The following is a 26,811-nucleotide window of genomic DNA, read 5'->3' as shown; positions in this document are numbered from 1 at the left end:
CCATCCGCTCCCAAACGTCATCACAAGGAACTGCCAGAACTTGCAATGACGCACATCAGTACGCAGCAAGCCTTCGAAAGGTCATTGGCTGTGCACAAAACCCATCCTTGGGACGCAATGTTCAACCCTGCGCTTGTTGCACGTGTGTACCGAAGGTTTTTCCTCGGTGCCAGCGAGGAACAATTGAGTATGAGAGTTTGAACGGCATTACGCAGGGGCTGCTGGAGAGTGTCTAGAAAACCCGGGGAGATTCATTATCGACTATCGTCAGTATTTTTGACGCTCAGCATTTCTATTTCCACGTTCGTGAACTTGAGTAAGCCTGATAATGACTACCCTGCTTTCTTCACAATCTATCAGTCACGATAATACCTTTGGCCCTTTGTTCGCTGATATTTCCTTCGGCCTTAAAAAAGGTGACCGCATCGGCCTCATTGGTCATAACGGTTGTGGCAAAAGTACCCTGCTGAGAATCCTTAGCGGCGATCTCGCTGCAACTTCCGGCACCATTACCCTGTCAAGCCAATGCCGGATGGCACGGGTTGAACAGCATCTGCCCGCGGACCTGAATGCTTACACACTCCTCGAGGCGGTAATCAATCATGCTCCAGACAGTTTGCATCAATACGAACGCTGGCAGGTCGAAGCGCTGCTGGCCAGTTTGGGGTTTGATGAAGCTGCCTGGAAATTGACTGCCGGAACGCTCAGCGGAGGGCAGCACACGCGCCTTCTGTTGGCCCGTGCACTGATCCGGCAGCCGGACTTATTGTTGTTGGACGAACCCAGTAACCATTTGGATTTGCCCACGTTACTTTGGCTTGAACACTTCCTGAAAACCTGGGGGGCAGCTTTGTCTTGGTATCCCATGACCGCAGCCTTTTAGATAACGTCACCAACTGCACATGGGTATTACGCGACCAGACCCTGCAGTTTATTCGACTACCCTGCACGCAGGCGCGTGAAGCTCTAGCAGAGAAAGATATTGCAGATACCCACCGCCGTCAGGCCGAGCAAAAAGAGATTGACCGAGTTGCAAAAAGCGCTAAACGCCTGGCAATCTGGGGCAGCGTCTACGATAGCGAGAAGCTGGCGCGCAAAGCCAAACAAATGGAGAAACAGGTCGACCGGATGAAGGATGACCAGACTCAGGTCACTGCAGGTACTCAGTGGCAGTTGCGTCTTAATGGCGAAGCGTTAACAGCCGACCGTTTGTTAGAGCTATCACATTTGCAGGTTCGGCCCGCGTCAGATGCACCAGTGCTGTTCGAACTGGGCGAAATTCGGGTTAAATGCGGTGACCGGATTGCACTTGTTGGCCGCAATGGCTGTGGTAAATCCTCACTCCTGCATACCCTATGGCGCGCCTTCTGTTCTCCAGAGGCAATGGAGGATGGCGTGGTATTCCACCCGAAAGTACGCGTCGGTTACTATGATCAGAGCCTGCAGCAGCTGCGTGACGATGACACCTTAAACGAAGCACTCGTCCCTTTTTCGTCGCTTACAGATGACCAGAGAAAAATGGCACTAATAAGTGCCGGTTTCCCATACCTGCGCCATCAACAAAAGGTGAGCACCCTGAGCGGCGGCGAGCGTTCACGGTTGTTGTTTATCGGTCTCACACTGGCAAACTATTCGTTGTTGTTGCTTGATGAGCCTACTAACCACCTGGATATGGAAGGTAAAGAGGAACTGGCGGAAACGCTAAAGTTGTTCAGCGGCGCCGTATTGCTGGTTTCTCACGACCGTACACTGATTGAGCAAAGCTGTAATCGTTTCTGGTTAATAGATAACCATAGGCTGAAAGACTGGCACGATCTTGCGCCAGTGTATGCCAATCTGGCAAACGCTCATGTACCCATCACGTTAGCCGCGCCGTTGCAGGATGAACGATCGTTTGTATTGCCGGAATCAGAAGAACTCCTACTGACGACTCTGTTGGATCTGGAAAGTAAACTAGCGGAGGACCTAGCGCGTAAAGTCAAGCACCAGAAGCCAGAGTTACAGCGTGAGTGGCAGCAACAGATTGCTCAGCTCGGCGTCCTGCTCGATTTAGGGTAGCGCGTGGAGCACGGCCAAGTAGCTATAAACATCACTACGAAGACAGCGTGCTGCTCCGGGTCAGGCAATTCGAATACGGCAAGACCGCAACTGCGTGTCAAGGTTGAGCCTCTCTCCTAGGTGATCAACGCGCGCTTCAATCCCCAGCACCTCCCGAAAACCCATGCGGTGCAACTCCCGGTTGATGGTCGATCCATGCAATCCGACATTGAGGCCTTGGGCATCACCGAATAAATAGGGGAGGTCTTCGGCACTCAGTTTTTGGTGATAAATGGCGCTGCGCCGTATCGCAAAGGTCGGGTGCTGCAACTCACGCTATGCGGCCTCTATGTTTTTACTCCTGCGGGTGAATTGCAGCAGCTATATCTCCCATCACGGATGGGCTGACACACACACTTACAAAGTCTGCATTTGCGTAATACTGAAACATGGTCTTTATTCAGACGGGCACTGATTAGTTCAGACGTTACGCGGATCTTCCCTGATAAAACAGGGTCAGTCCGGGTCGAAAAGCTCAACTAATCAATGACTGCTTAATCTAAAATTGCTAATACCTCATCATTCTAACTAATGAGAATACAAAAATGAAAAATGAAGAAGTGATTGAATATGTATTGGAATCAGACAACCCAAATGTTTTTTCAGCTACCACAGAAAATGAAGACGTCTCTTTCTTCATGGATTCAGCCGATGATGAACTGATGCTTCAAGCAGTTTTCGGCCGCTGTTAATAGTTTGCTAGAAGCATGATAAAAAAGGTCATTCATAATGTTTGACCTTTTTTTGAATCAGCAGTTGCCTATTGAGCAAGGATTGTTCACTTGGAAAATAAAGCCATTATTCTTCTTGATAGCATTGATGCCAATGACACAATGTTATTCCAAAAGAATTATCTCATGAATGAAAAGCCAGTCATTCTAAAAGGAATGGGCAAGGATTGGCCCGCCATGAGGCGCTGGTCTGCGGACTTTTTCAGAAAAACTTATGGGCACGTTAAAGTACCTGTCTGTTACTACAAGACAAAACGGCAAGAGCTTTATAAAGACCAAACTAAAATGCCTCTGGGAGAGTACATAGATTTAGCACTAAAAAATAACGCTTTTGATAATAATGCTGAGTTACCCTATTTGGGTGGATGGATCTATCACAAAGATTATCCTGAGCTTCTAAATGATATAGACATGACCCTCCCTTGTTTTCCTGATAATTGGTTATACAAACTACCATCTTCAATCTCAATACCACCGACAAATTTGCTCATCGGCTATCAACACGTATCAAGCCCTTTGCATACAGATTCTTTTTTTGTTAATTCGGTGTTGACAATGATTGTGGGTCAAAAAAAAGCACGCTTGGTATCGCCATCCCATACATTTGCGGTTTCGAATGGGCAAGATTTATTTAATCCTGATATTGCGAATGAAGTACTCAAGCAAGGTGTCGATATTTTTGAAGGTGCAATATCGGCAGGTGATGCAATATATATTCCCCCAGGTTGGTGGCACAACGTAATAAACTGTGGATTCACTATCGCTGTTCAAAACTTACACGTAGACACTTGTAGGTTTCCACTTTTTGAACAGCAAATGCGTGGATTCGTTCTACCTCTATTAAGTAAAATTGAAGAATTAGGAAGAGCGGCCAGGGAGGAATTATTTAAAGCAGAAAAGACACTATCTCCACCCTTGTCTCATAAGATCGGGGGGTTTGTTGAGCATGAGAAAAATTATATCTTGTTTCTCAAAAAATCAGCAAAAAAGTCTGAAGATTACCTAAGCGGTTATCATCAGCAGAATTCTTTTGGTAACGAATAACCGATTCACCACAACCAAATTTATAACACATTAACTGAAAACTGTTTTTGCACGCTATCTTGCGGTACATATTGTTTAGACCGCTCTGAGATAATTTGCTCTAGATAACTGTAATATTTAATATCCCTGGAAAGCTGGCACTAAGTAAGGAAGCTATGTGACGGAGAAGAATCACTTAATTAGAATCGCTGTGGATGCACCTCCTGGATCATTAAAATCTCCTCGAAATTATGGGGCGCTACAGATAGCGAGTCTTGGTGCGCTTCCTCCACGAGCGCCATTGTCTTCGCCACTGCCAAACGTGGATATAGAGGGCGGCTGTGATATAAATATAAAAGATGAAGGGCATACTTACATTCTTTCTCCCAATGCGAATAGCAACCGTAACGTAGGTAATATTTCAGGGGCGGATTATTTAAATGGACTTAATTATCTTGCGAGTCAGGATGTTATTGTCCGTCATCTAATTATGAGTAAAGCAACGTTAGGGTTAACACAAGATGGCAGTGCTATTATCAGATTCCAGGACAAAGTTCCTGCCTTCGATGGATTGCTATCCTCTCCTGCCTGGATACCGTTCCGCACTGATAAATGGCCAGGAGCCCGACAAGTCTGTGAAATTGCCCCTAATCGGTGGGAGGCTTTCTGCCCTCACCATAGCATTCCTCCTATTCTGATAGAAGTCGTTCGTAACCCTGAAGAGAATCTCACTCTTTATGAAAACGGTATCATTAATCAGACTGCAGATACCGCCACTCCATTTAACTCAATGCCATCAGTAAATGGACAGCGTATTGTTAATAGAACATCTCTCAGAGCTATTCTTGTTTTCTCAGGCAAGCTTATTGGAGATGACAAAAAATCACTTCGCAAAGAAATTAAATGTATTTTAGAACAAACAAACTGCGGAGAACATGTAGGTTGGGCAAGAGCCTCTACACTATCTGATGATCCAGTACCGCTAAGAAATCTAATACCTTTAGATTGGCCGCCGATAGCATCGAGAGAAGGTATCACTCTAGCTTTTTCCGATTATTATCCTAATGCTACGGTAGCTTGGTCTATTGCGACGACTCTTCATCAAAATGGCATATGGTGCACGCCGGTTTCTGACAGCTATTCAGCGCCTAAAGTTAAAGCAGATATGCGATTAATGATAGTTTCTGGACCAACAGATGATGCTTGGGGGAGATATGCGTCAGTCATATTATGCCCCGCCTGGCGAAGTGAATCACAAGCCCAACAATTATATGTTGATACATTAAAGTCATCTATGTTTACCAGCGCGCATATACAATTGCTTGATGATTTATTAGATGATATATGTCCAAGCGTGATAATTGGTGCTATTCCAAGCATTTGTTTGAGTAATGTTAATTTTAAAAATTGATGTACCCATTGCAACTATTCAGCTAATGAGGTCCTAGCTATGAATATGATACACACAAAAGTGGATTTACATATTCCCCCGCTAAATAGTTCGAGCAAGGTTTGCGAGGATATAATTAAAACGTTTGGCCTGTCCGAAGAAGGGTGGATGGAGTCGCTATCAAATCTAGACATTCCTGCGGACGGAATTGTGCTGATAACAGGGGCAAGTGGTGTTGGTAAAAGTTTACTATTAAAAGATATTTCTCGCCATTTTACGAATGTAAGAGAAATACCAAATGACTTTGAGAAAGAGAAACCTATCGCCGAAATTATCCCTTATGGAGATGCAGGTGAGGTCATTCGCTATCTTTCCAAATTTGGGTTGGGAGAACCACGTATCCTGATTGGTCCTTTTTCGCACCTGTCTGATGGACAAAAAGAGCGCTTCCTTATTGCGTTAGCTTTACTAAAAGGTGTTGGGCCACTTGTTCTTGACGAGTTCACTACACGATTGGACAGGCGTACAGCTCTGATTGTAGCCATGAATTTAGGGAAAATTCTTCGCTCCAATAAACAAAGTGCTTTTATTGCAAGTTGCCACGATGACATTGTCGATTTCTTAAACCCAGACACTCATATTAAGCTTTGCTCTAACGGTAAACACAGTGTCTTCAACAGAAAACCAATTAGCCCGAATATATTACAAAGCCTTGAAATAACAATTAGAAAAGGCACTATAGACGATTATAAAAAACTTTCTCGCTATCATTATGAAAATGACAATAAAAATGACATTGATATGTTGGCGCCCCTAGTTGATCATGTTGTCACCGCTTACTCCAAGGGGGAGTTGGTGGGTGTTAATTTGTGTATTCGCCCGTGGCCAAAAGCGTTTGACATATTCCCTGCATTTTCGGAAATCAATAAATATGTGTTGCAATCATTTCGGGTTATTGTACATCCACAGTACCGTGGCATTGGATTAACCAAGGCATTAGACGTTATTCCCAACGCCGATACAAAGATACTCTTATCATGGTCTGCATTTTCTTCATATTACTCTTTCCCTATCCTTGCAAGCTATCAACGATTAAATAGCCCATTCGAAACAATGAGTTACGCAGAGACCTTGCTTCAAGCATTTGTTGAGCCACGACAAAACAATAAAAAGAAATCACTTCATCTCCTTATGGAGTGCAATCAACTTTGGCAAGCACTCACAAATGAAGAGAAAAAAATATTGAAGACGCTAATTGTAGATGCAGCCAGTGAGAAAAGTTTGCGTCTGGCACTCTTTCAGAGAAAAATATCTGGTTTGGATACTTCCGCTGAATCGATAAGCTTTATTAAATCGATTTTTCTACAACTTTACTCAAAATCTAGCAATGAAGTTTTACCCATGATGTTGGCTGAAACGGTTTATAGGCCTATGGCTATGTTTGTTAAAAATATAAGTGATGCCAATGTGACTGAGGTATCCCACCTTGCTTAAAAAAGAAAGCCTATGGGTATTACGTGGTGATGTCGTAATTCTTAGTGATGACAATCAACTTAAATTGGTCACAGAGAATGGCATAAAAACTATCACTCCCTCAAATTTACATACTGCTAATCTACTTCATCGATTGAGTACCGTAGGCATAGAAGTAGAATTGGATAATGAGCCAGGAGGAAGCCTTCTTCGAAAACTTAAAGATGCTAATCTCATACATACTGCGCCGCCTTATGGGATGACGCCGTTACAGACTTTGCAATGGTCGTGGAATGAAGCTGTTGCACCAAATAAAGAAATGAGTCAGCAGCTAAAAAACTCATCAATAGTAGTTGTCGGATGCGGTGGTACAGGAGCTTTAGTTGCACAAAGCCTTGCCGGTTCAGGTGTGGGGTCTTTCATTTTGATTGATTTCGACAAAGTAAGCATGAACAATCTTAATCGTCAGTTTGTTTTTGGTACGCACGATATTGGTCAATATAAAGCAGATGTACTTGCTCAAAGACTAATGGAAAATCAAAAAGTAGTCGACGCCACCTCCATTATAGCTGAGGTATCGTCCAGTAGGCAGTTAGCAAAGTTTGCGAAGGGAGCGGATTTAATAATCTGCTGCGCTGATGAACCTAAAGGAGCAATTCAGAGTTACGTCGCTAACGCAGCAGTCCAAGCAGGCACATCGGCGCTGTTTGGTGCCGTTGGTATTAATAACGGTATCCTGGGGCCACTTCTCAAAGAGAAATCTTCATTTCAGGCCTATCTGCGCTGGATTAAAGAGGTGCGTAGCGTTTGTAAAAAAACAATTGTTCCTGCGCGGTTTCCGTCCAATGGAATAACTAACTCGATTGTTGCTAACCTTATCGCGTGGGAAGCTTTTCAGTATTTGGCAAAAATGGGGCCTTCAAAAACAGATGGATGCACCTTAAACCTAAATTTCCATTCTTTTGAGTTTACAAAAAAACAGGTGTTTAAATAAAAAATGGGCGCATTAAAAATTTTAAAAAATAAGAACGATAACTTATTTTATACATTATCGATTTTTATGAATTCGGATGTTCAGAGAAGTTTATTCGTACTTTATCTGCTGCAACTTGGTGTTTCACAAGGAGAAATAGGTATTCTCCAATCTTTTTTATTCTTTTCTGCCGTAGCGTTAGAAATTCCATCTGGTCTACTCGCAGATCGATATGGTCGTAAAGTATCTCTTGTGATCGGCTTTTTAGGGCTGTTTATAAGTGGCATTGGTTTTATGCTTTTTTCATCTTTCATTCCTTTTGCAATTATATTTTGCCTGTTCGGCGCTAGTATTGCGATGGGCTCTGGTTCAGACAGGGCCTTGTTGTATGATAACTTACTAGCTGAAAATCGAGCTGAAGAGTATCCTAAGATAATATCGCGTGCCCGGGCCATTGGTGCGGTATCGTTAGGGTTGTCGATGCTATTGGGTGGCGTATTACAAGACACTTGGTCTTGGAATAGCGTGTACATCTTCTTTGCCATGTCAAAGCTGGTTGGCGCTATTGTTGTAACGCTAATTCCCGAAACCAAGCTTCCTTCTAGCTCACTAAACGCCCATAAAGCAAGCGACATGAACGACGAAAAAACAGAGGGGGTTCTTACATTATTAATTAACTTTTTCCGTTCCAAGAAAGGCGCGTTTCTGATGCCTTTATTTATTGGATATGCTTTGTTCGAACTTTCAACGATTCCGTTGTTTATCTATGGCCAACCATTCTTCTCCATGCAGGGCTTAGAGATTCCTGTAATTGCTGGTATTTATGCTGCCGTTGAAGCTATATCGGCAGGCATGTTCGTGGCTGCCGGGTTTATTTGTTCCAGGTTTTCTCTCGGTATCATTGCTTTTACTACTACTGTTATTGTTACTTTTCTTCTTTTTATTTTGTCATTGAATATCGGTACAATCACTTCAGTTGTAACTTTCCTACTGATCATGTCACTCCCCGCTATCTATGAAACTTCATATGAAACCTATATTCATGATAATGTCGAGTCACGTATTCGAGCTTCCTGTCTCTCTGTTGCAAACCTGGTTAACTCAGTTGTTATCGGCATCTCCTATACTGTGTTCGGTGGACTATTAGATCTATATGGTTTCTCGTTGACTTTGATCATAGTTGCAGCCACGTGTTTTGTTGGCTTGTTTGGCGTAGGTACGACATTGCTGTTAGGGAGGCAAAAAGTCCATTTTAAAAAACAAGAAGCTTAGATCGTTCAACTGCTGGCGGTTAGAGGCATGACATGTATGTAGTCCTGACTCAGATGTTCACCGACTGAGGACTGCTACCACTTAGAGGTTGATGAATGGATCGTTTCCAGGAAATGCAGGTGTTCGCCGCCGTCGCCCAGGAGCAGGGCTTCTCTGCGGCTGCGCGCCGCCTGGGTTTGTCCGCCGCGAGCGTTACCCGCGCGGTTGCAGCGCTGGAGCAACGCATCGGTACGCAATTGCTGATCCGCACTACACGTAGCGTGCATCTGAGCGAAGCGGGTCAGCGGTATCTGGAGGATTGTCGGAGAATTCTCGCCGAGGTGCAGGAAGCGGAGGATTCCGCCGCAGGCAGTCACACTCAACCGCGTGGGCAATTGACGGTGACGGCGCCGGTGTTGTTCGGCGAGCTGTTTGTCACACCGGTGATGGCCGGTTATCTGACGCAGTATCCAGACGTTTGCATCAATGCCGTGCTGGTCGACCGGATCGTCAGCATGGTCGAGGAAGGCATCGATGTGGCGGTGCGTATCGGCGAGCTGCCGGACAGCAATCAGCATGCGATTCGCGTGGGTGAAGTGCGGCGGGTGATTTGTGGTTCGCCGGCCTGGTTCGCGGCCAATGGTCGGCCGACTCATCCACAGGCACTGGCGAGCGCGCGGGTGGTGGCGACCTCCGCGATAGGCCATTTACGCAACTGGCCTTTTCTTGAGCATGGAGAACTGATCAGCGTGCGCCCGGAACCGCGCCTGGTGGTGACCGCCAATCAGGCTGCAATCAGTGCCGCTTGTCTGGGCTTGGGCCTGACCCGAGTGTTGTCCTATCAAGTCGCGAGCAAGGTCGCTTCGGGTGAACTGGAAATTGTCCTCGCCGATTTCGAACTGCCGCCGCTGCCGATTCATGTGGTGTATCAAGGTGGGCGCAAGGCCCCCGCGCGGGTGCGTAGTTTCGTCGACTATGCGGTGCAGGCTCTGCGTGAGCATCCGGCGCTGAAGAACGCGGCATTATTTCCTTCAATGAAATAATCGATTGCGAATGCTGGTGATTCTGTTGTTTTGACGATGGGTAGAAGATGACTGCCATCGGTGACGTCAGTCCAGAACGGCACCTCTACCAGCGGAGTCGACCATGCAACCGATCAAACTCTACAACTTCCCGCGTTCCGGCCATGCTCACCGTGTCGAGCTGATGTTGTCGCTGCTGCAATTGCCGACCGAACTGATCTTCGTCGACCTGGCCAAGGGCGAGCACAAGCAGCCGCAATACCTGGCCATCAATAGCTTCGGCCAAGTGCCGGCGATTGATGACAACGGCGTGGTACTCGCCGATTCCAACGCGATTCTGGTGTATCTGGCGCAGAAGTATGGCAATGGCCGTTGGTTGCCCAGCGATCCAGTGGGTGCCGCGCACGTGCAGCGCTGGTTGTCTGCGGCGGCCGGTCCAATTGCTTTCGGCCCGGCAGCGGCGCGGCTGATCACGGTGTTCGGGGCGAAACTCAACGCCGAAGAAGTGATCACCCGAGCCCATAACTTCCTCAAGGTGATGGACGCCGAACTCTGCAAGACGCCATTTCTGGCCGGCAGCGAACCAACCATCGCCGACGTCTCGGCCTACAGTTACATCGCTCATGCACCGGAAGGCAATGTGTCGCTGGACGGCTACGCCAACGTTCGCGCCTGGCTGGCGCGCGTCGAAGCCTTGCCCGGTTTTGTCGGTATGCCGCGCACCGTCGCCGGTCTGCAAACCACTGCTTGATACTCGCAATCCACACTGTGCCAATGGCGCGGGGGAGAGGTCGTGATGGAACGTTCACCGTGGCACGCTGGCGAACAGCAGTTGCAGGCACATGTCGGTGTTGCCGAAAGAATGGAGCAGTTCGGGCGTAAGGTGATTCGCAGCTGGATGCCGGATCAGCACCGTGAGTTCTATCAGCAATTGCCGTTCATGCTGTACGGCGCGGTGGACGCGCATGGCTACCCTTGGGCCAGCGTGCTCGAAGGCGCGCCGGGTTTCGCCCGGTCGCCTGAACCCACTGTGTTGCAGTTCGCCAGCCAGCCTGCGGCCGACGACCCGGCACAGTTGCAGGACGGAGCGGCAATCGGCTTGCTCGGAATCGAACTGCACACGCGGCGGCGCAATCGGCTCAACGGGCATGTCGCCAATCTGCGCGCGACAGGTTTCGATCTGACAGTCGATCAAGCCTTCGGCAACTGCCCGCAATACATCCAATTGCGCCAGTTTCAGCGCGTCCCGCTAAGTGATCCGGCGACGCGACCTGCTCAGCACCTGGAGGCACTGGATGACGCCGCCGTCGCCATGATCGAAAGCGCCGACACCTTCTTCGTCGCCAGTTACGTCGATGTCGATGGACAGCGCGCTGTAGATGTTTCCCATCGTGGCGGGCAGCCCGGTTTCGTCCGCGTCGAAGGCAATCGCCTGACCATCCCGGACTTCGCCGGCAACCTGCACTTCAACACCCTCGGCAACCTGCTGCTCAATCCCCGGGCCGGGTTGCTGTTCATCGACTTTTCCACAGGCGATGTGCTGCAACTCACCGGGCGCACTGAAATCGTTCTTGAGGGGCCGCAGATCGAAGCCTTTCAGGGCGCCGAGCGTTTGTGGACATTCGAAGTGGAAAAACTGGTGCGACGCCCGGCAGCATTGGCGTTGCGCTGGCGCTTCGACGGCATGTCGCCGACCAGTCTGTTGACCGGCAACTGGGCGCAGGCCGAGGCACGCTTGCAGGCGCAGGCACTGGGCGATCGCTGGCGGCCCCTGCGTGTCACGCGCATCCAGGCGGAAAGTCAGAACATTCGCTCGATCTATCTTGAGCCAGATGATGGTGCCGGTCTGCCGGTGTTTATGGCCGGTCAGCATCTGCCGCTGCGTTTCAGCCTCAATGGTGAATCGCAGATTCGCACTTACAGTCTGTCGAGTGCGCCGTCGGACGATTTCTTCCGCATCAGCGTCAAGCGTGACGGTTTGGTTTCCAGACACCTGCATGAACAAATCCGCGTCGGTGATGTGCTCGAGGCGCGCGCACCGAAGGGGCATTTCACCGTGGCGCCGCTGGAACATCGGCCATTGGTGTTGCTGGCGGCAGGGGTGGGAATCACGCCGTTGCTGTCGATGCTGCGCGAGGTGGTGTATCAGGGACTGCGCACGCGGGGCATTCGTCCGACCTGGTTCATCCAGAGTTCGCGCACCCTGGCCGATCAGCCGTTCGTGGCGGAGCTTGATCGATTGCTTGAAGACTCAGGCGATGCCGTAAGCGTGCTGCGCTTGCTCAGTCAGCCCGAGAGCGATTTGATCGAGGGCGAAGATTACGATTTGCGCGGGCGAATCGACGGTGCACTGCTGCGTAACCTGCTGACGGTCGAAGATTTCGATCAGGTCGATTTTGTGCTGTGCGGTCCAGGCGCTTTTACTCAGGGTTTGTACGACACCCTGCGCGAGATGGACGTACGCGATGCGCAGATCCACGCCGAAACCTTCGGTCCCTCGACGCTCAAGCGCCAGGCTGATCCGGACGCCATCGTCATCGAACAATTACCCGCCGCGACCACATCGGTGTCAGTGGTGTTCGAACGCTCGGCGAAAGAGGCGCGCTGGCAACCGGATGGCGGCAGCCTGCTGGAGCTGGCGGAAAGCCGTGGCCTGCTCCCGGAGTTCAGCTGTCGCGGTGGGTCGTGCGGCACCTGCCGGACGCGGTTGATCAGCGGCGCGGTGAATTATCCACAGCCCCCGGCGGAAGTGCCGGAGGAGGGACAAGTGCTGATTTGCTGTGCGGTGCCGGCACAGAGTGCGCAGCCGTTGGTGCTGGATCTGTGAGGGTTCAGGCGTACGACAGGGATTTTTCCGCCAGCAACTCCTGATACAGCTCGGTCCACTTGCGGCCCATTTCGTCGGCTGTGAATAACTGGCGGTAACGGGCCTCAGCCTTGACGCCCATTTCGGCGGCGCGGGTCGGGTTTTCCCACAGGGTGCGCATCGCCTCGCGGAAGGCCTGTGGATTACTCGGCGGCACCACCAGGCCTGTCTCGTTGTGGATGTTGATGTAGCTGGTGCCGGTGCCGATCTCGCTGGAGATCATCGGCTTGCCGTACATCGCACCTTCCAGCAGGGAAATGCCGAACGCCTCCGAGCGCAGATGCGACGGAAACACGATGGCATAGCTCAGTTGCAGCAATGCGACCTTGTCCTCATCGCCCAGGCGCCCGAGGAAGTGGATATTGCGCAGCCCCAGCGCAGCGGCTTGCGCATGCAGTTCCTGCTCCAGCGGACCGGCGCCGACGATCACTACCGGGTAATCCACGTCTTTCAACGCATCCAGCAGGATGTGCAAACCCTTGTAGTAACGCATCACTCCAACGAACAGAAAAAACTTATCCCCAAGCTTCTGCCGCCAGTGATTCATCCGTTCGGTGTCGGGCTGTGGATAACCTGCCTTGTTCAAGCCGTACGGGATAACTCGGGTCTTGTCATGAAACTGCTGCAGCACATCACTGGTGTGCAGGTAGTTTGGCGACGCGGCGACAATCCGGTCGGCGCTGGACAGAAACCGGTTCATCAGTGGCCGGTAGAGTTTCAACAGGTGCTTCTGACGAATGATGTCCGAGTGATAGGTCACGACCGTAGGTTTATTCACGCCGCTGGTGAAATGCACCAGATCCATGAACGGCCACGGAAAATGGTAATTGACCACGTCGGCCTCGGCAGCCAATTCACGAAACTGCTTGAACACGCTCCAGGAGAACCCGGTGGAGGCAAACTGAATATCCAGTTTGGCCCGGTGCACTTCGTGCTGGCCGAGCTTGACCACTGGCGGCACTGGATCGGTGCTCAGGGTCAGCACCTGGCCTTCGATGCCGTGCGCGGCGCCGCTTTCGCAGAGCTGGAAGATCACTTGTTCGATACCGCCGACCGAATCCGGCAGGTACGTTTTGAAAAAATGAAGAACTCGCATTCAACCTCCCATGGCCTGGCGATAGGCGCTGGCCGTGGCCCGCGCGCAATGTGTCCAGGAAAAAAGCCGTGCCTGGTGCAATCCGGCTTCTCGGCATGCCTGCCAATGCGCTTGATCGTCGATCAGTTGGCTCATTGCGTCGCGCAAGCCTGCTGCATCGTCAGCTTCAATATAGTTGCCGGCAGCGCCCGCGACCTCCGGCATCGCCGAAGAACGGGTGACCACCACTGGTGTGCCGCTGGCCATCGCTTCCAGAACCGGCAAGCCAAAGCCCTCATACAGTGAAGGAAAAATCAGCGATCGAGCGCCGGCCAATAGCTGCGCGACTTGTTCATCTGGCAGATAACCGAGCAGGCACACATGCCCGCACGCCAGCGCCTGGTGCAGCTCGTCACTGAACTGCTCGCGCTGCCAGCCAGCCATGCCGACGATCAACAGCGGAAAACGCTGGCGCACGGCTTCGGGCAGCAAGGCGTGAGCGCGCAGGGCCAGGCTCAGATTCTTGCGCGGTTCCAGCGTGCCGACGCACAGAAAGTACTCGCGCGCGGTGACCGCATGCGCCTTGAGCACGGCGTCGATGGCGTGCGGCTCGCGTGGATGGAAACGCTCGGCCACGCCCAGCGGCGCCACCACGAAACGCTCGGCGGGCAGGGCGAAATACGCCTGCGCCTCGTCGGCGATGGCTTGCGAGTCAGTGAGGATGACTTGCGCCTGCTGCACGCCAATGGCCAGCCGTCGCTCGATTTCCTTGAGCCGCGCCGGCGGCTGGGTCTCGGGGAAGTGCAGATGGGTCAGATCGTGCAGCGTAATCACGGTCGGACCGTCGAAGGCCAGCGGCCACAGGCTCGGTTCGTGATACAGATCGATGTTTTGAGCGCGGCCCTGATCGAAGCGTTTCTGCTCCAGCCAGCGGCGCGCCTGATAGGCGCCGGGGATCTGCCGCAGCAGCGGCGTCAGACGCGAATAACCGGGCATCGCCGCGTCGGGCAGTTGCGAGCTCCAGCCCCAGCCGTGGAACAGCGCCACCTCGACATCATTCTCGCTGCGCAACGCGTTGACCAGTTCGGCGACGTACTGGCCAATGCCGGTGCGCGGTGCTTGCAGAATGCGTGCGTTAAGGGCAATGCGCATAGGCCCTCGCTTGCGCCGTCGGCGCCTCAAGCACATTGCGCGCGGTGCGCTCCGCCAGTTGCAGACTCGCCTCGCGCCAGCCGATCCATTGCCAATCGGCCACATTGCGCGCGGCGGGAAACTCGCCGCTGCGCTCAAACCCGGTCACCAGATCGGCAAGGCTTTGCGGGTCGTGCAGATCGAAATAGGCCATGAATTCGCCACCGATTTCACGGAACACTGCAATGTCGCTGCCCATCGCCGGCAAGCCACGCTGCATGGCTTCCACCAGCGGCAGGCCGAAGCCTTCGACGAACGATGGAAACACCAGCGCGCTGGCGTGGGCGTAGGCGTGTTCAAGGCTGGTGTCGCTCAGATCGTTGAACATGAACAGTCGGCGGTTCAGCTCGGGATGGTTGCGTATCCGGGCGAGCAGGGCGTCGCATTTCCAGCCGATACGTCCGGCGATGCACAGCCGCGCTTGCGAGCCGCAAGCCCAGGCGCGTTCGAAGGCGTCCAGCAGGTAGTCGTGGTTCTTGCGCGGCTCGATGGTGCTGACCATCAGGAACACCGGCTCGGGGCGGGTGAACATCTGCTTCAAACGCGGCTCGACCGCGGCGTCGGCGCTGCGCAGATCCAGTTCCGATCCGAGGTGAAAGAAATCAAACCAGCGTTTTTCTACTTCGGCTGTGCCGATCCGCTGCTGCAGTTCTGCCCGCACCTGATCGCGTACGGTTGCAGAAATTGCCATGTAGCCGTCGGCGTTGCGGCTGATCCAGTCGAACCATTCGCCGTACACCTCGACCAGCCGCGTGTCGTAAAACTGCGGATGCGATAAGGGAATCAGGTCGTAGATCACCGCCACAATGCCCACGCCGTCATGCTTGAGGCGTTCGGCATGCAGGAAAAAATCCGAGTGCCAGGACGAATCCAGCAGCACCAACTGATCGCCCGGCTGGTGTTGCAGCGGCTCACAGCGCTGGGGCAATTGATAGCGGTTGATCTGCTCGATCAGGCGCAACGGGATGCCGAACAGGCCGAACGAAGTCAGCCGGTAACCGACGTACAACAGACGCCGCAGTGTTTTGCTGCGCCAGCGGCTGTCGAGGCGCTGATGGAGCTGCCAGAAGCGATGCGCCAGGCGTTCGAAGCGTTCGCCGAAGGTCACAATCGTGTTGAAAATCGGTGAGTCCAGCGGCGCGAGGCGCGTCACGCGGTACAGCTTGCCCTTGAGCACCACCACCGGCAGGCACTCGACGCCCCGCGCGCTCGGCGGCAGTTGTTGGATGACGTTGCGCACCACGCGCTGAATCCCCGAATTGATTTTCGGGTGTTTGAACACATGCGTGCATTCGACCAGCAGGCGAGTCATGGCGCGCGCTCCGTGAGCACGGCTTCGGCGCTGCGAGTGATCGAGGTTTTTGCCCCCAGCCACGAGCAGCCGACGAAGTCCTCCTGACGGTTGTTGATCACGTGGAACACCAGCCCGTAGTCACGCCATTCGAAATTGCGATCCAGATGCGAATCCAGCCGCGACAGGCTCAACGCCACCGAATAGTTACCCTTGCCCAGGCCCATGACGAAGGCAAAACGGTAGGTAATGCGCTCACCCGCATGCAAATCGTCCAGCGCCTGATTCTGCCGGTGGGTGTTGATGCCGTACATGGCCTGACCGAGGCGGTCCTTGATCATGAAACCGAGCACCAGCCGTTCAATGTCCTGGCGGATCTCGACCTGCACCTCGAGCACCACCGCTTGGCCGACTTCAGCCGCGTCGATCGAGCGCTCGCGTTCGTCGAGCAGGCGCACGCTGAGGATCCCGGCCTCACCGGTGCCGGACACGGTTTGCACCTGGCCGCCGGCGAGGGTTTCCTGGCGCACGGTCTGGCCTTCGCGTTCGGCGAGCAGGGCGTTGTAGTAATCCATGACCGCTTCCGGCTTGTCGTGCATGGCCATGCGCCCGCCCTCGAGGAGGATCGCCGAGTCGCAGATCGACTGAATCGCCGAGCGGTCATGGGACACAATCAACAGCGTGGTGCCGGCCTTGCGGAAGCTGCGAATGCGGTCGAAGCTTTTATGCTGAAAGTACGCATCGCCGACTGACAGCGCTTCGTCGACGATCAGAATGTCCGGACGCCGCGCGGTGGCGACGCTGAACGCCAGGCGCATCTGCATGCCGCTGGAATAGGTGCGCACCGGGTGATCGATGGCTTCGCCGATTTCGGCGAAACGTTCGATGTCCGGCATCAGCGTTTCGATTTCTTCGACCTGCATACCGAGCAGTTGCCCGGCCATTATGGCGTTTTGCCGGCCAGTGAAATCCGGATGGAAACCCATGCCCAGTTCCAGCAACGCAGCGACTCGACCCTCAAGCTGAATCTGCCCGCAGGTCGGTTGAGTTGTGCCGGTGATCATCTTCAGCAGGGTGCTTTTGCCAGCGCCGTTGACGCCGACAATGCCCACCGCTTCACCGGGGGCGATCTCGAAATTCACATCCTGCAAAACCCAGTGTTGACGGTGACGCAGCGGCGAAAACGGGATCAGCCATTCCGCCAGTCGGCTCCAGCGCGTGGGGTATTGCTTGTAGGCCTTGCCCAGACCGGTGACGCGTATGTGCCCCATCAGAGTTCATCCACCATTTCGCCGACCCGGCGGCGGAACAGGCGCAGACCGATTGCGCAGAACAGCAGGCCTATGACGAAAATCGGCAGCAGCGAACTCCACACCGGCCATTGGCCGTAGAGAAACAGGTTCTGATAACTACCGATGAGGTTGGTCAGCGGGTTGAGTTGCAGCAGACGCTGTACCCATTCCGGCAGGATCGTGATCGGGTAAACGATCGGCGTCAGCCAGAACCAGAATTGCAGGCAGATGGCGAACAATTGCCCGACATCGCGAAAAAATACGTTCAATACGCCAAGAATCATCCCCAGCCCGGCACAGAACAGCACTTGCAGCGCCAACAGCGGCAGCAACGCCAACAGTGCCATGCCCGGCCAGCGTCCGGTAATCAGCAGGAAACCGAGAAACAGACCGATGATGATCGCGAAGTTGATTCCGGCATTCATCAGCACGATCACCGGCAAGCAGATGCGCGGGAAGCTGATCTTCTTCAGCAGGTTGGCGTTTTCCAGAAACATGTTCTGGCTGCGCAGGGTGATTTCCGAGAACAGACCCCAGGTCAGCAGACCGGCGCACAGGTACACGCTGTAGGCCATGCCATCGTCCACACCGGGCAATCGCGCGCGCATGATGTGCGAAAAAATCACCGTGTAGACGATGATCATCGACAGCGGATTGAGCACCGTCCACAGCGCGCCGAACAGCGAATTGCGATACCGCGCTTGAAACTCTCGCTGCACGCTACCGAGGATGAAGCCACGGTAGCTGTGCAGCGAGCGGTACAGGGAAAGCAGCATTCAAACCGTCCTGCCGTACTGATCTTCGAAGCGCACGATGTCGTCTTCGCCCAGGTATTCGCCGCTTTGCACTTCGATGATCACCAGATCGATCACGCCGGGGTTTTCCAGGCGGTGCTTGTGTCCGGCGGCGATAAACGTCGATTCGTTCTTGGCTACCAGCGTGGTGCCGCTGCCATTGTTGGTGACTTTGGCCATGCCTTCGACCACCACCCAGTGCTCGTTGCGATGATGGTGCATCTGCAACGACAACTTGGCCCCCGGCTTGACCACAATGCGCTTGATCTTGAAGCGCGGGCCTTCCTCGAGCACGGTGTAGGTGCCCCACGGGCGGCTGACCGTACGGTGCAGGCGATAGGCTTCGTGGGATTTGTCCTTGAGCTGCTTAGCCACGCGCCGCACGTCCTGCGCGCGGTCGGCATGGGCCACCAGAACGGCGTCGGCCGTGTCGATGACGATCAGGTTATCCACGCCCACGGCGGCTACCAGACGGCCTTCGCTCTGTACGAAGTTGTTGTGGCTGTCGATGAAAATCGCTTCGCCACTGGTGCGGTTGTTGTCGGCATCGGCCGGTACCAGCGCCGCGACTGCGCCCCAGGAGCCGATGTCGCTCCAGTCGAAACCGGCGGGCACCACGACGACTTTTTCCGAGCGTTCCATCAGCGCGTAGTCGATGGAAATGTCGGTGATCGCGGCGAACAGTTCGGCTGACAGTTCCTGTTGCAGGCAACCACCGGTTTCCACTGGATCGCTGACGGCCATGCAGGCGCGGGTCTGTTCCAGCAACTCGGGGGCGTGTTTTTGCAACTCGGCGATCACGGCTGCGGTGGTGAAGCAGAACATCCCCGAGTTCCACAGGAAGTTGCCGCTTTCCAGATAATGAGTGGCGGTTTGCAGATCGGGTTTTTCCACAAAGCGCTGCACTTTGGCGGCGCCGCGAGCATCCAGTGGCGCGCCGGTTTCGATGTAGCCGAAGCCGGTTTCCGGAGCGTTCGGCACTACGCCGAAGGTCACCAGATAACCGTCCTTGGCCAATTGCACGGCGTGTTCGACCGCGCTTTTGAGCGCCTCTTCGTTGACGATCAAATGGTCGGCGGGCATCACCACCATGATCGCTTCATCGCCATGCAACGCTTGCAGCGACAGGGCAGCGGCGGCGATGGCCGGTGCGGTATTGCGCCCGGTCGGCTCCAGCACAAAGTGCCCGCGATGGCGCGACAGGCGCGCGGCCTGATAGTGATCCTTGCTCTGGAAGTAGTACTCGCGATTGGTCACCGTGACGATGTCGCCCCAACCGTCGAGCAGCGCGGCCGCGCGCCGGTAGGTCTTGCCCAGCAGCGACTGGCCGTCGGGCAGGGTCATGAACGGTTTCGGATGGCCCTCGCGGGACACCGGCCACAAACGAGTCCCGGCACCGCCGGACAGAATCACGGGGATCAGCATGGCCTACTCCTTGGCGACGCGTTTCATGTCCGCATCCATCATCATGCGGATCAGGGTGTCCAGATCGGTTTTCGGTTTCCAGCCCAGCACGCGCTGCGCCTTGGCCGGGTTGCCGAGCAGTACTTCAACTTCGGCCGGACGGAAGAATGCCGGGTCGATCTTCACGTAATCACGGTAGTTGAGGCCGACGTGATCGAAAGCGATGCGGCACATCTCGCGCACGGTGGTGGTCACGCCGGTGGCGACCACGAAATCGTCAGGCTTGTCCTGTTGCAGCATCAGCCACATGGCTTCGACGTAGTCGCCGGCAAAACCCCAATCGCGTTTGGCGTCGATGTTGCCAAGGCTCAGCTCGTGCTGTTTGCCTTGCTTGATGCGGGCGGCGGCGTCGGTGACTTTGCGCGTAACAAATTCGATGCCGCGCAGCGGTGATTCGTGGTTGAACAGGATGCCGCTGCTGGCGTGCAGGTCGAAGCTTTCGCGGTAGTTGACGGTGATCCAGTGGCCGTAGAGTTTGGCCACGCCGTACGGGCTGCGCGGATAGAACGGCGTGTTCTCATCCTGCTGCTCAGCCTGGATCAGGCCGAACATTTCGCTGGTCGAGGCCTGATAGAAACGCGTGTGCGGACTGAACTGGCGGATCGCTTCGAGCAGGTGAGTCACGCCCAGGCCATCGACGATGCCGGTGGTCACCGGTTGATCCCAGGACGCCGCGACGAAGCTTTGCGCGGCGAGGTTGTACACCTCGTCCGGCGCCGATTTGATTACCGCGCGCTGCACCGAGCAGGCATCGGCCATGTCGCCGTCGAGGTAGACGATATCGGCTTCAACGCCCATCTCGCGCAGGCGCCAGCGCGAATCGCTGCTGCGCCGTGCGACCAGACCGTGAACCTTATAGCCCTTGTCCAGCAACAGTTTGGCCAGATACGCGCCGTCCTGACCGGTGATCCCTGTGATCAATGCACTTTTTGTCATTCTTGTAATACTCGCTTCTCCCAGTCGGACAGGATCGCCCGCAGGGATTGTTGTGTTGTGATTGCAGGCGTCCATCCTGTGGTTTCGCTGAGCTTTTGATGGCTTGCGCAAACGCGACGCTGATCCGCGCGACGCATGCGCGCCGGATCCTGAACCAGTTTCATCTCGACCTCGGCCAGGTCGCCCATCTGTTCGATCAGGCTGCGAATGCTCTGCTCGCGCCCGGAACAGATGTTGTAGATCTGCCCTGGCGTGCTGTTTTCCAGCAGCGCGAAATAAGCCGAAATCACATCACTGACATCGAGGAAGTCGCGCGTCACGTCAATGTCGCCAACTTCCAGCTGCGGCGCTTGCAGACCGTGCTTGATGCGGTTGATCTGCCGTGCGGCGCTGGCGATGACGAAGCTGTCTTTCTGCCCCGGGCCGATATGGTTGAACGGCCGCGCCACCAAGACCCGCAAACCTTCGCTCAAACCCCATTGCAGACAAAGGAATTCGGCCGACAGTTTGCTCACCGCGTACGGGTTGCGCGGGCAGGGTGGTTGGTGTTCGGTGATGGGCAACGCGGATTCCGCGACCTGACCGTAGACGTCGCCAGAGCTGACGTACAGGAACGTTCCCTTGAAGCCACGCGCCTTGAGCGCTTGCAACAGATTGAGGGTGCCGAGCAGGTTGATGTCGAAGGTGCGCGCGGGATCACGGAAGGCTTCGGGTACGAATGTCTGGCCGGCCAAGTGAATGACGGCATCAGGCAGTTGCGGCCATAGGTCGATGAGGCTGTCCGGTTTTGTCAGGTCGTAGGCTGATGCGGCAGGCAGCAGTTGCCACGACGCGTCTTGCGCGTTGAGACGTGACTGGATGTGTTGTCCCACGAACCCACTGAGGCCCGTGATGAACAGACTTTTTTTCAAACAGCGACCCCTTGGTCTTTGACTTTCACCTATTCCCACAGGCTTACCAGAAATGTCTGACAGAACGTAGGAAAAACCGGGCAGAACGGCAGGTGAAGTCTTTGTTGTAGTTGTTTGGCTGCCAATCTGTGCCAATTGCGCAGCAATTTCAACAGGACAAATCGTGACTGGTCAGTTCTCGTCAGAGTAGCTGGATTTTTCTCGTCGGGCGGTTCACGGAACCGCAACGGATGTGTTTAGAATGCCCCTCGTCGCGATTCTTCAAGGTTCTGCAGAGGAATCGCACGACAGGGTAAAACCGACCACTAAAACAAGAACAGAGACGTGCCCCGAAGACGCAGGACGAGCACCGCTGATGGCGGTTCGATCCGACGCTCGGCCGTCATAGCGTGAGGCTGCCGGGATGGCGGTTTCAGCGTGGGATGCCATGAACTTCATTCTTTATTCGGACGTCAACGACCGTTCCATCAGCCAGAGTCTCGGACGTCCGGAATACAGTTACTACTTCGTGCTCAAGGCCTATCGGCCGGTGCTGGAAAGCCTCGGGCGCGTGCATGTTGTGTCGTCTGCTGGCGAGGTTGATCCGCTCTATCGGCAACTGGTCGCTGCTGGCGAAGACAGCGTTTTCCTGTCGTTCACCCCGCCGCAGAACACCCCGTCCGCTCTCGAGTGCCCGACGATCTGCGTGATTGCCTGGGAATTCGATTCGATCCCCGACGAGTCCTGGGACAACGATCCGCGTCACGACTGGACGCAGATGCTCGCGCGCCAGGGCCGGGCCATTACGCTGTCGAGCCATACCGCACGCGCGATTCGCCGCGCCATGGGTGAAGATTTTCCGGTGCTGGTGCTGCCCACTCCATTGTGGGAAAACTTCGCCGCCATTCGCGAGCAACACCTCAGTGTGCCGATCAATCCCGGCGCGGCCCTGGCGATCAAGGGCTGCATTTTCGACAGTCGCACGTTGGGGCTGTGCGCCGATGACCTGCTGCCCAAACCGCTGACGCCTGAGCAACTGGCGGAAATCGAGGCACAGCGGCCGCCACCGCTGACCTTCAAACGCCGCCTGGTCATTGCCCGTCATTATTTGCGCCTGTGGGCGCTGAATCCTCCTCAGGCTGAGCCGGTCGGGCGCACGACGTTTCTGCATAACTGGTACTGGGAAGGACTGCGCGATCTGTTCCCGGACAAGGCCCACGCCTGGCTCGAACAACGGCTGCCAGCCATCGCCGGGCCGCACGCGGTGACCGTGGCCGAGCCGGCTCCGCTGGATCTGCCGGATAGTTCTGCGGTGGTCGAAACCACGGTCGACGGCGTGATCTACGTCAGCGTGTTCAACCCCAGGGATGGCCGCAAGAACTGGCATCATCTGGTCACCGCGTTCTGTTGGGCCTTTCGCGAAACGCCTGATGCGACGCTGGTGCTGAAAATCACCCAAAGCGATTTGTCCTCGTATTACAGCGAGCTGATGACGCTGCTCGCGCAGTTGTCGCCGTTCGCCTGCCGGGTGTTGGTGTTGCACGGTTATCTGGACGATGCGCAATACGCCCGGCTCTACGCCGCCGCCAGTTTCTACGTGAACGCCTCGCGCTGCGAAGGGCTGTGCCTGCCATTGATGGAGTTCATGTCCAGCGGCAAACCGGTGATCGCCCCCGATCACACGGCGATGGAAGACTACATTGACGACTCGGTGGCGTTCGTCGTCGAGTCCAGCGAAGAACTGACAATCTGGCCGCAGGACACGCGCATCATTTACCGCACCTTGCGTCACCGGCCGGACTGGAACTCGCTGAAAAACGCCTACGAAAACAGCTACCACATGGCCAAAGACCAGCCGCAGGATTACCGGCGCATGTCCATCGCGGCTGTCGAACGCATGCACGAATACTGCGCGTTTGCCCCAGTGCAGCGGCGCATGGCAGATTTTTTCGGCCTCGTGCCTGAGGGCGTCGACGTCGGCCCCGTGACGGATACCACCGCATGCTGATCATCATTCATTCGGAAACCAACCAGCACACCATCGCGCAGAATCTCGGGCGCTCGGAGTACAGCTATTACTTCGTGCTCAAGGAATATCGACCGGTGCTCGAACGTCTCGGCCGGGTGATCGAAGTGACTGATCCGGCGCGTGAGGTCGACACGCTGTATCTGGAGTGCGTGGCGCGCGGCGAGCCGTGCGTGTTCCTGTCGTTCTCGCCGCCGCACCGCACGCCGATCCATCTGGCCTGCCCGACACTGCCGGTGTTCGCCTGGGAGTTCAGCACCATTCCCAACGAGCCATTTGCCGGCGAGCCGCGCAATGACTGGCGCACGGTGTTGCAAGCCTGCGGAGCGGCGATCACCCATTCCAGTTACACGGTCAACGCGGTGCGCGCGGCGATGGGCGCGGATTATCCGATTGTCGCGGTGCCGGCGCCGGTGTGGGATCGCTTCGCGGCGCGCGGTGCGCAGTTGCAAGGCCAGCCTTCGACGGGGTCGGTGCGCTTGATGATCAAAGGGCTGGTGGCTGACAGTCGCCAGCTCGACCTCGACGCCTTCGGTCCAGAGCATTTGCGACGTGGCACAGGCATCGATTTCGAGGCACCGGTCAGTGAGCAGGAGTTGGTATTGGACGGCGTGGTGTACACCTCGGTGTTCAATCCGGGTGACGGCCGCAAGAACTGGGAAGACATGCTCAGCGCGTTTTGCGTGACCTTTCGTGACGTCGAGGACGCCACGCTGGTACTCAAGCTCACTCATCACGATGCTGAAGAAGCGCTTGGCGACATTCTTCATCATCTGTACAAAAATCAGTCTTACCGCTGCCGCATCGTGCTGATTTACGGCTATCTCGCCGACGCCGATTACGAGCGGCTGGTGCAGGCCACGCGGTACGTGGTCAACACGTCCTATGGTGAAGGTCAGTGTCTGCCGCTGATGGAATTCATGTCCTGCGGCAAACCGGCGGTGGCGCCGCGTACTACGGCGATGATCGATTATCTGAGCGCAGACAATGCGTTCGTGGTCGATTCCACCGATGAACTCACGGCCTGGCCGCACGACCCGCGCAAGGCGTTTCGCACGCTGCGCTACATGACCAATTGGGCGTCGGTGTGCAGCGCTTATCGCACCAGCTACGAGGTCGCGAAAAACCAGCCGCAACGCTATGCGCAAATGTCTGAGCAAGCGGTGTCGAGCCTGCAAGCATTTTGCAGTCAGGCCGTGGCTGAGCAGCGTCTGGGTGATTTTTTCGCGCAACTGTTCGAGCACCGTGCGTTGAGTGCCGCGCAGGTGCCTGCCTCATGATCCGCGCTTTGCTCCGACGCCTGATGCCCGCTGCGCCACCTGCGCCACCTGCGCCGACGCCGACTCCTGAGCCGCTAACCGAGCGCGTTTCGCCGCGGGATATCGGCCTGCTCGACGCCGTCCTTGATGGCTGGTTTCGCGGCGATACAGGTGAGTTACTCAAGGGTTTTGCCATCGGCGCCGACGACACTTTGCTTGATGTCGGTTGCGGCGAAGGCGTGGCCACACTGTTTGCCGTACGTCAGGGCGCTTCGGTGATTTTTACCGACAGCGAACTCGACAAAGTGCGCGAACTCGCCCGGCAGGTTGATGCGCAATCGACCAAGGCCAATCTCGGGTTAGTCAGCAACAGCCTGCCGTTGCCGCTGGCCGATGGCTGCGCGAGCAAAGTGGTGTGCATGGAAGTGCTCGAGCACATCGATGATCCCGAACCGTTCATGGCCGAGCTGGTGCGCATGGGCCAGCCCGGTGCGCAGTATCTGCTGAGCGTGCCGGCACCGGTCGGCGAGCATTTGCAAAAGGGCATCGCCCCGGCCAGTTATTACCAGTCACCCAATCATGTGCAGATTTTCACGGCGGAGCGCTTCGCGGCGCTGGTCGAGGACGCGGGTCTGGTGATCGAGCATCGTCAGGTCAACGGCTTCTTCTGGGTGATGGGGATGATTTTTTTCTGGGCCAGCGAGCGTGCGGCCGGACGTGATCTGGACGGTGCGGTACGCGACCGGATTCAGGCGCCGTATCCGCCATTGATGGAGAGTTGGGCGCGCACCTGGCACGACCTGCTGTCGCAACCCGACGGCCCGGCAATCAAGCAGGTGCTCGACCAACTGATGCCCAAGAGTCAGGTGATCATCGCTCGCAAACCGCATGCTGCTTCGCCATCCGCTATTTCTGGAGCCACCCCATGCTGAGACTGTTGAAGAAACTCACGGCGCCGACGCCTGCACCGGCAGCCGCGCCGGTAGCGCCCGCAATCAACGCGTTCGACCTCGGTTTGCGCGACGCGATGCTCAGCGGCTGGTTCAACAATTTCACCGGCGAGCTATACAAAGGCTTCCCGGTGACGGCCGAGGACACGGTGCTGGACGTTGGCTGCGGTGACGGCGGCAACATGCAGTTCTGCGGCATGCGCGGCGCGAAGCTGATCGTCGCCGATATCGACGCCAGCAAAATCGATGCGGCCCGCCAGCGGTTGGGCGAAACCACGGCGCAAAGTGTCGAGTGCCATGTGACGGACGGCAACCCACTGCCGATCGCCGATGCCACGGCGACGCGGGTGGTGTCCACCGAAGTCCTCGAACACGTCGATGATCCGGCGCAGTTCCTTGCCGAGCTGGTACGCGTGGGGCAACCGGGCGCGTTGTACTTGCTGAGCGTGCCGCATCCGAGTTCCGAGGATCTGCAAAAGGGCATCGCTGCGCCGGCGTATTTCGAGAAGCCGAATCACATCCGCGTGATCACTGAAGAACAGTTCAAGCTGATGGTCAGCGAGTCCGGTCTGGAGATCATCAGCCACAGCCAGTACGGGTTTTACTGGTCGATGTGGATGCTGCTGTTCTGGGATGCCAAGGTCGATCTGCACAACCCGGATCACCCGCTGCTCAACCACTGGGCCGAGACCTGGCAGGCGGTGCTCGACTCGCCGCGTGGGGCGCAGATCAAAGAAGCGCTGGACGGGGTGGTGGCAAAAAGTCAGGTGATTATCGCGCGCAAGCCGTAACAACTTTTTTGTGTACCCTTGCAGCC

General features: G+C 55.2%; 23 protein-coding genes. 15 read left to right on the top strand and 8 right to left on the bottom strand.

Translation table 11 applies throughout. From position 1 onward, the window contains the following. Nucleotides 1–328: 328 nt before the first annotated feature. The 11 genes from ACP7BN_RS09470 (at nucleotide 329) to ACP7BN_RS09420 (ending at nucleotide 12,787) form a co-directional block, all read left to right on the top strand. A complete protein-coding gene (locus ACP7BN_RS09470; protein WP_426203513.1) occupies nucleotides 329–883 on the top strand; it encodes an ATP-binding cassette domain-containing protein in 555 nt (184 codons plus the stop codon). Next, complete coding sequence (locus ACP7BN_RS09465; protein WP_426203511.1) at nucleotides 856–2,058, top strand: ATP-binding cassette domain-containing protein; 1,203 nt, start codon at nucleotides 856–858, stop codon at nucleotides 2,056–2,058. The genes ACP7BN_RS09470 and ACP7BN_RS09465 overlap by 28 nt, the downstream gene beginning before the upstream one ends. A 584-nt stretch (nucleotides 2,059–2,642) precedes the next feature. Beyond that, nucleotides 2,643–2,789 (top strand): hypothetical protein, encoded by a 147-nt coding sequence (locus tag ACP7BN_RS09460; RefSeq protein ID WP_426203509.1) that lies wholly within the window; start codon nucleotides 2,643–2,645, stop codon nucleotides 2,787–2,789. A 90-nt stretch (nucleotides 2,790–2,879) separates the two neighbouring features. Further along, nucleotides 2,880–3,872 carry a cupin-like domain-containing protein gene (locus tag ACP7BN_RS09455; protein ID WP_426203507.1) on the top strand — a complete coding sequence of 331 codons (993 nt, stop codon included), beginning with the start codon at nucleotides 2,880–2,882 and terminating at the stop codon, nucleotides 3,870–3,872. 157 nt (nucleotides 3,873–4,029) lie between these two features. Continuing rightward, nucleotides 4,030–5,262 (top strand): hypothetical protein, encoded by a 1,233-nt coding sequence (locus ACP7BN_RS09450; protein ID WP_426203506.1) that lies wholly within the window; start codon nucleotides 4,030–4,032, stop codon nucleotides 5,260–5,262. A gap of 39 nt (nucleotides 5,263–5,301) precedes the next feature. Then, the gene (locus tag ACP7BN_RS09445; protein WP_426203504.1) at nucleotides 5,302–6,735 is read left to right on the top strand and encodes a hypothetical protein; all 1,434 of its coding nucleotides are present in this window, start codon (nucleotides 5,302–5,304) and stop codon (nucleotides 6,733–6,735) included. Beyond that, nucleotides 6,728–7,708 carry a HesA/MoeB/ThiF family protein gene (locus ACP7BN_RS09440; RefSeq protein ID WP_426203502.1) on the top strand — a complete coding sequence of 327 codons (981 nt, stop codon included), beginning with the start codon at nucleotides 6,728–6,730 and terminating at the stop codon, nucleotides 7,706–7,708. Before ACP7BN_RS09445 ends, ACP7BN_RS09440 begins: the two co-directional genes overlap by 8 nt. 3 nt (nucleotides 7,709–7,711) lie before the next feature. After that, nucleotides 7,712–8,959, top strand: coding sequence for an MFS transporter (locus tag ACP7BN_RS09435; RefSeq protein ID WP_426203499.1), 1,248 nt, complete (start codon nucleotides 7,712–7,714; stop codon nucleotides 8,957–8,959). Between the two features lie 95 nt (nucleotides 8,960–9,054). Beyond that, complete coding sequence (locus ACP7BN_RS09430; RefSeq protein WP_426203496.1) at nucleotides 9,055–9,981, top strand: LysR family transcriptional regulator; 927 nt, start codon at nucleotides 9,055–9,057, stop codon at nucleotides 9,979–9,981. Between the two features lie 103 nt (nucleotides 9,982–10,084). After that, nucleotides 10,085–10,711: a glutathione S-transferase family protein gene (locus tag ACP7BN_RS09425; protein WP_426203494.1), complete on the top strand. Its 627-nt coding sequence runs from the start codon at nucleotides 10,085–10,087 to the stop codon at nucleotides 10,709–10,711. A 45-nt stretch (nucleotides 10,712–10,756) separates the two neighbouring features. Continuing rightward, a complete protein-coding gene (locus ACP7BN_RS09420) occupies nucleotides 10,757–12,787 on the top strand; it encodes a pyridoxamine 5'-phosphate oxidase family protein (RefSeq protein ID WP_426203493.1) in 2,031 nt (676 codons plus the stop codon). A gap of 4 nt (nucleotides 12,788–12,791) precedes the next feature. Here the strand turns inward: ACP7BN_RS09420 and ACP7BN_RS09415 are convergent, their stop codons facing one another. From ACP7BN_RS09415 to ACP7BN_RS09380, 8 genes are read right to left on the bottom strand one after another with little or no spacing between them, the layout of a single operon-like run. Further along, the gene (locus ACP7BN_RS09415) at nucleotides 12,792–13,922 is read right to left on the bottom strand and encodes a glycosyltransferase family 4 protein (RefSeq protein WP_426203491.1); all 1,131 of its coding nucleotides are present in this window, start codon (nucleotides 13,920–13,922) and stop codon (nucleotides 12,792–12,794) included. After that, the gene (locus tag ACP7BN_RS09410; protein WP_426203490.1) at nucleotides 13,923–15,053 is read right to left on the bottom strand and encodes a glycosyltransferase family 4 protein; all 1,131 of its coding nucleotides are present in this window, start codon (nucleotides 15,051–15,053) and stop codon (nucleotides 13,923–13,925) included. Next, nucleotides 15,037–16,404, bottom strand: coding sequence for a glycosyltransferase family 4 protein (locus ACP7BN_RS09405; RefSeq protein ID WP_426203488.1), 1,368 nt, complete (start codon nucleotides 16,402–16,404; stop codon nucleotides 15,037–15,039). The genes ACP7BN_RS09410 and ACP7BN_RS09405 overlap by 17 nt, the downstream gene beginning before the upstream one ends. Beyond that, on the bottom strand, nucleotides 16,401–17,654 hold the full coding sequence (locus ACP7BN_RS09400) for an ABC transporter ATP-binding protein (protein WP_426203486.1): 1,254 nt from the start codon (nucleotides 17,652–17,654) through the stop codon (nucleotides 16,401–16,403). The genes ACP7BN_RS09405 and ACP7BN_RS09400 overlap by 4 nt, the downstream gene beginning before the upstream one ends. Next, nucleotides 17,654–18,451, bottom strand: coding sequence for an ABC transporter permease (locus tag ACP7BN_RS09395; protein WP_426203484.1), 798 nt, complete (start codon nucleotides 18,449–18,451; stop codon nucleotides 17,654–17,656). The genes ACP7BN_RS09400 and ACP7BN_RS09395 overlap by 1 nt, the downstream gene beginning before the upstream one ends. After that, nucleotides 18,452–19,894 carry a mannose-1-phosphate guanylyltransferase/mannose-6-phosphate isomerase gene (locus ACP7BN_RS09390; protein WP_426203483.1) on the bottom strand — a complete coding sequence of 481 codons (1,443 nt, stop codon included), beginning with the start codon at nucleotides 19,892–19,894 and terminating at the stop codon, nucleotides 18,452–18,454. A gap of 3 nt (nucleotides 19,895–19,897) precedes the next feature. Continuing rightward, nucleotides 19,898–20,869, bottom strand: coding sequence for a GDP-mannose 4,6-dehydratase (gmd, locus tag ACP7BN_RS09385; RefSeq protein ID WP_426203482.1), 972 nt, complete (start codon nucleotides 20,867–20,869; stop codon nucleotides 19,898–19,900). Continuing rightward, nucleotides 20,866–21,780 carry a GDP-mannose 4,6-dehydratase gene (locus tag ACP7BN_RS09380; RefSeq protein WP_426203479.1) on the bottom strand — a complete coding sequence of 305 codons (915 nt, stop codon included), beginning with the start codon at nucleotides 21,778–21,780 and terminating at the stop codon, nucleotides 20,866–20,868. Before ACP7BN_RS09380 ends, gmd begins: the two co-directional genes overlap by 4 nt. 427 nt (nucleotides 21,781–22,207) lie before the next feature. Between ACP7BN_RS09380 and ACP7BN_RS09375 the strand changes: the two genes are divergently transcribed. The 4 genes from ACP7BN_RS09375 to ACP7BN_RS09360 are packed head-to-tail and all read left to right on the top strand — an operon-like array spanning nucleotide 22,208 to nucleotide 26,785. Further along, a complete protein-coding gene (locus tag ACP7BN_RS09375; protein ID WP_426203477.1) occupies nucleotides 22,208–23,767 on the top strand; it encodes a glycosyltransferase in 1,560 nt (519 codons plus the stop codon). Further along, complete coding sequence (locus tag ACP7BN_RS09370) at nucleotides 23,761–25,065, top strand: glycosyltransferase (protein ID WP_426203475.1); 1,305 nt, start codon at nucleotides 23,761–23,763, stop codon at nucleotides 25,063–25,065. The genes ACP7BN_RS09375 and ACP7BN_RS09370 overlap by 7 nt, the downstream gene beginning before the upstream one ends. Further along, on the top strand, nucleotides 25,062–25,976 hold the full coding sequence (locus tag ACP7BN_RS09365) for a class I SAM-dependent methyltransferase (protein WP_426203473.1): 915 nt from the start codon (nucleotides 25,062–25,064) through the stop codon (nucleotides 25,974–25,976). The genes ACP7BN_RS09370 and ACP7BN_RS09365 overlap by 4 nt, the downstream gene beginning before the upstream one ends. Beyond that, complete coding sequence (locus ACP7BN_RS09360; RefSeq protein WP_426203472.1) at nucleotides 25,970–26,785, top strand: class I SAM-dependent methyltransferase; 816 nt, start codon at nucleotides 25,970–25,972, stop codon at nucleotides 26,783–26,785. The genes ACP7BN_RS09365 and ACP7BN_RS09360 overlap by 7 nt, the downstream gene beginning before the upstream one ends. Nucleotides 26,786–26,811: the final 26 nt, after the last annotated feature.

Origin of the sequence: Pseudomonas sp. TWP3-1 (assembly GCF_049896625.1) — a bacterium.
GTDB lineage: Bacteria > Pseudomonadota > Gammaproteobacteria > Pseudomonadales > Pseudomonadaceae > Aquipseudomonas.
Note: the sequence above shows the minus strand (reverse complement) of the source record. Positions and strands in the feature narration are given on the sequence as shown.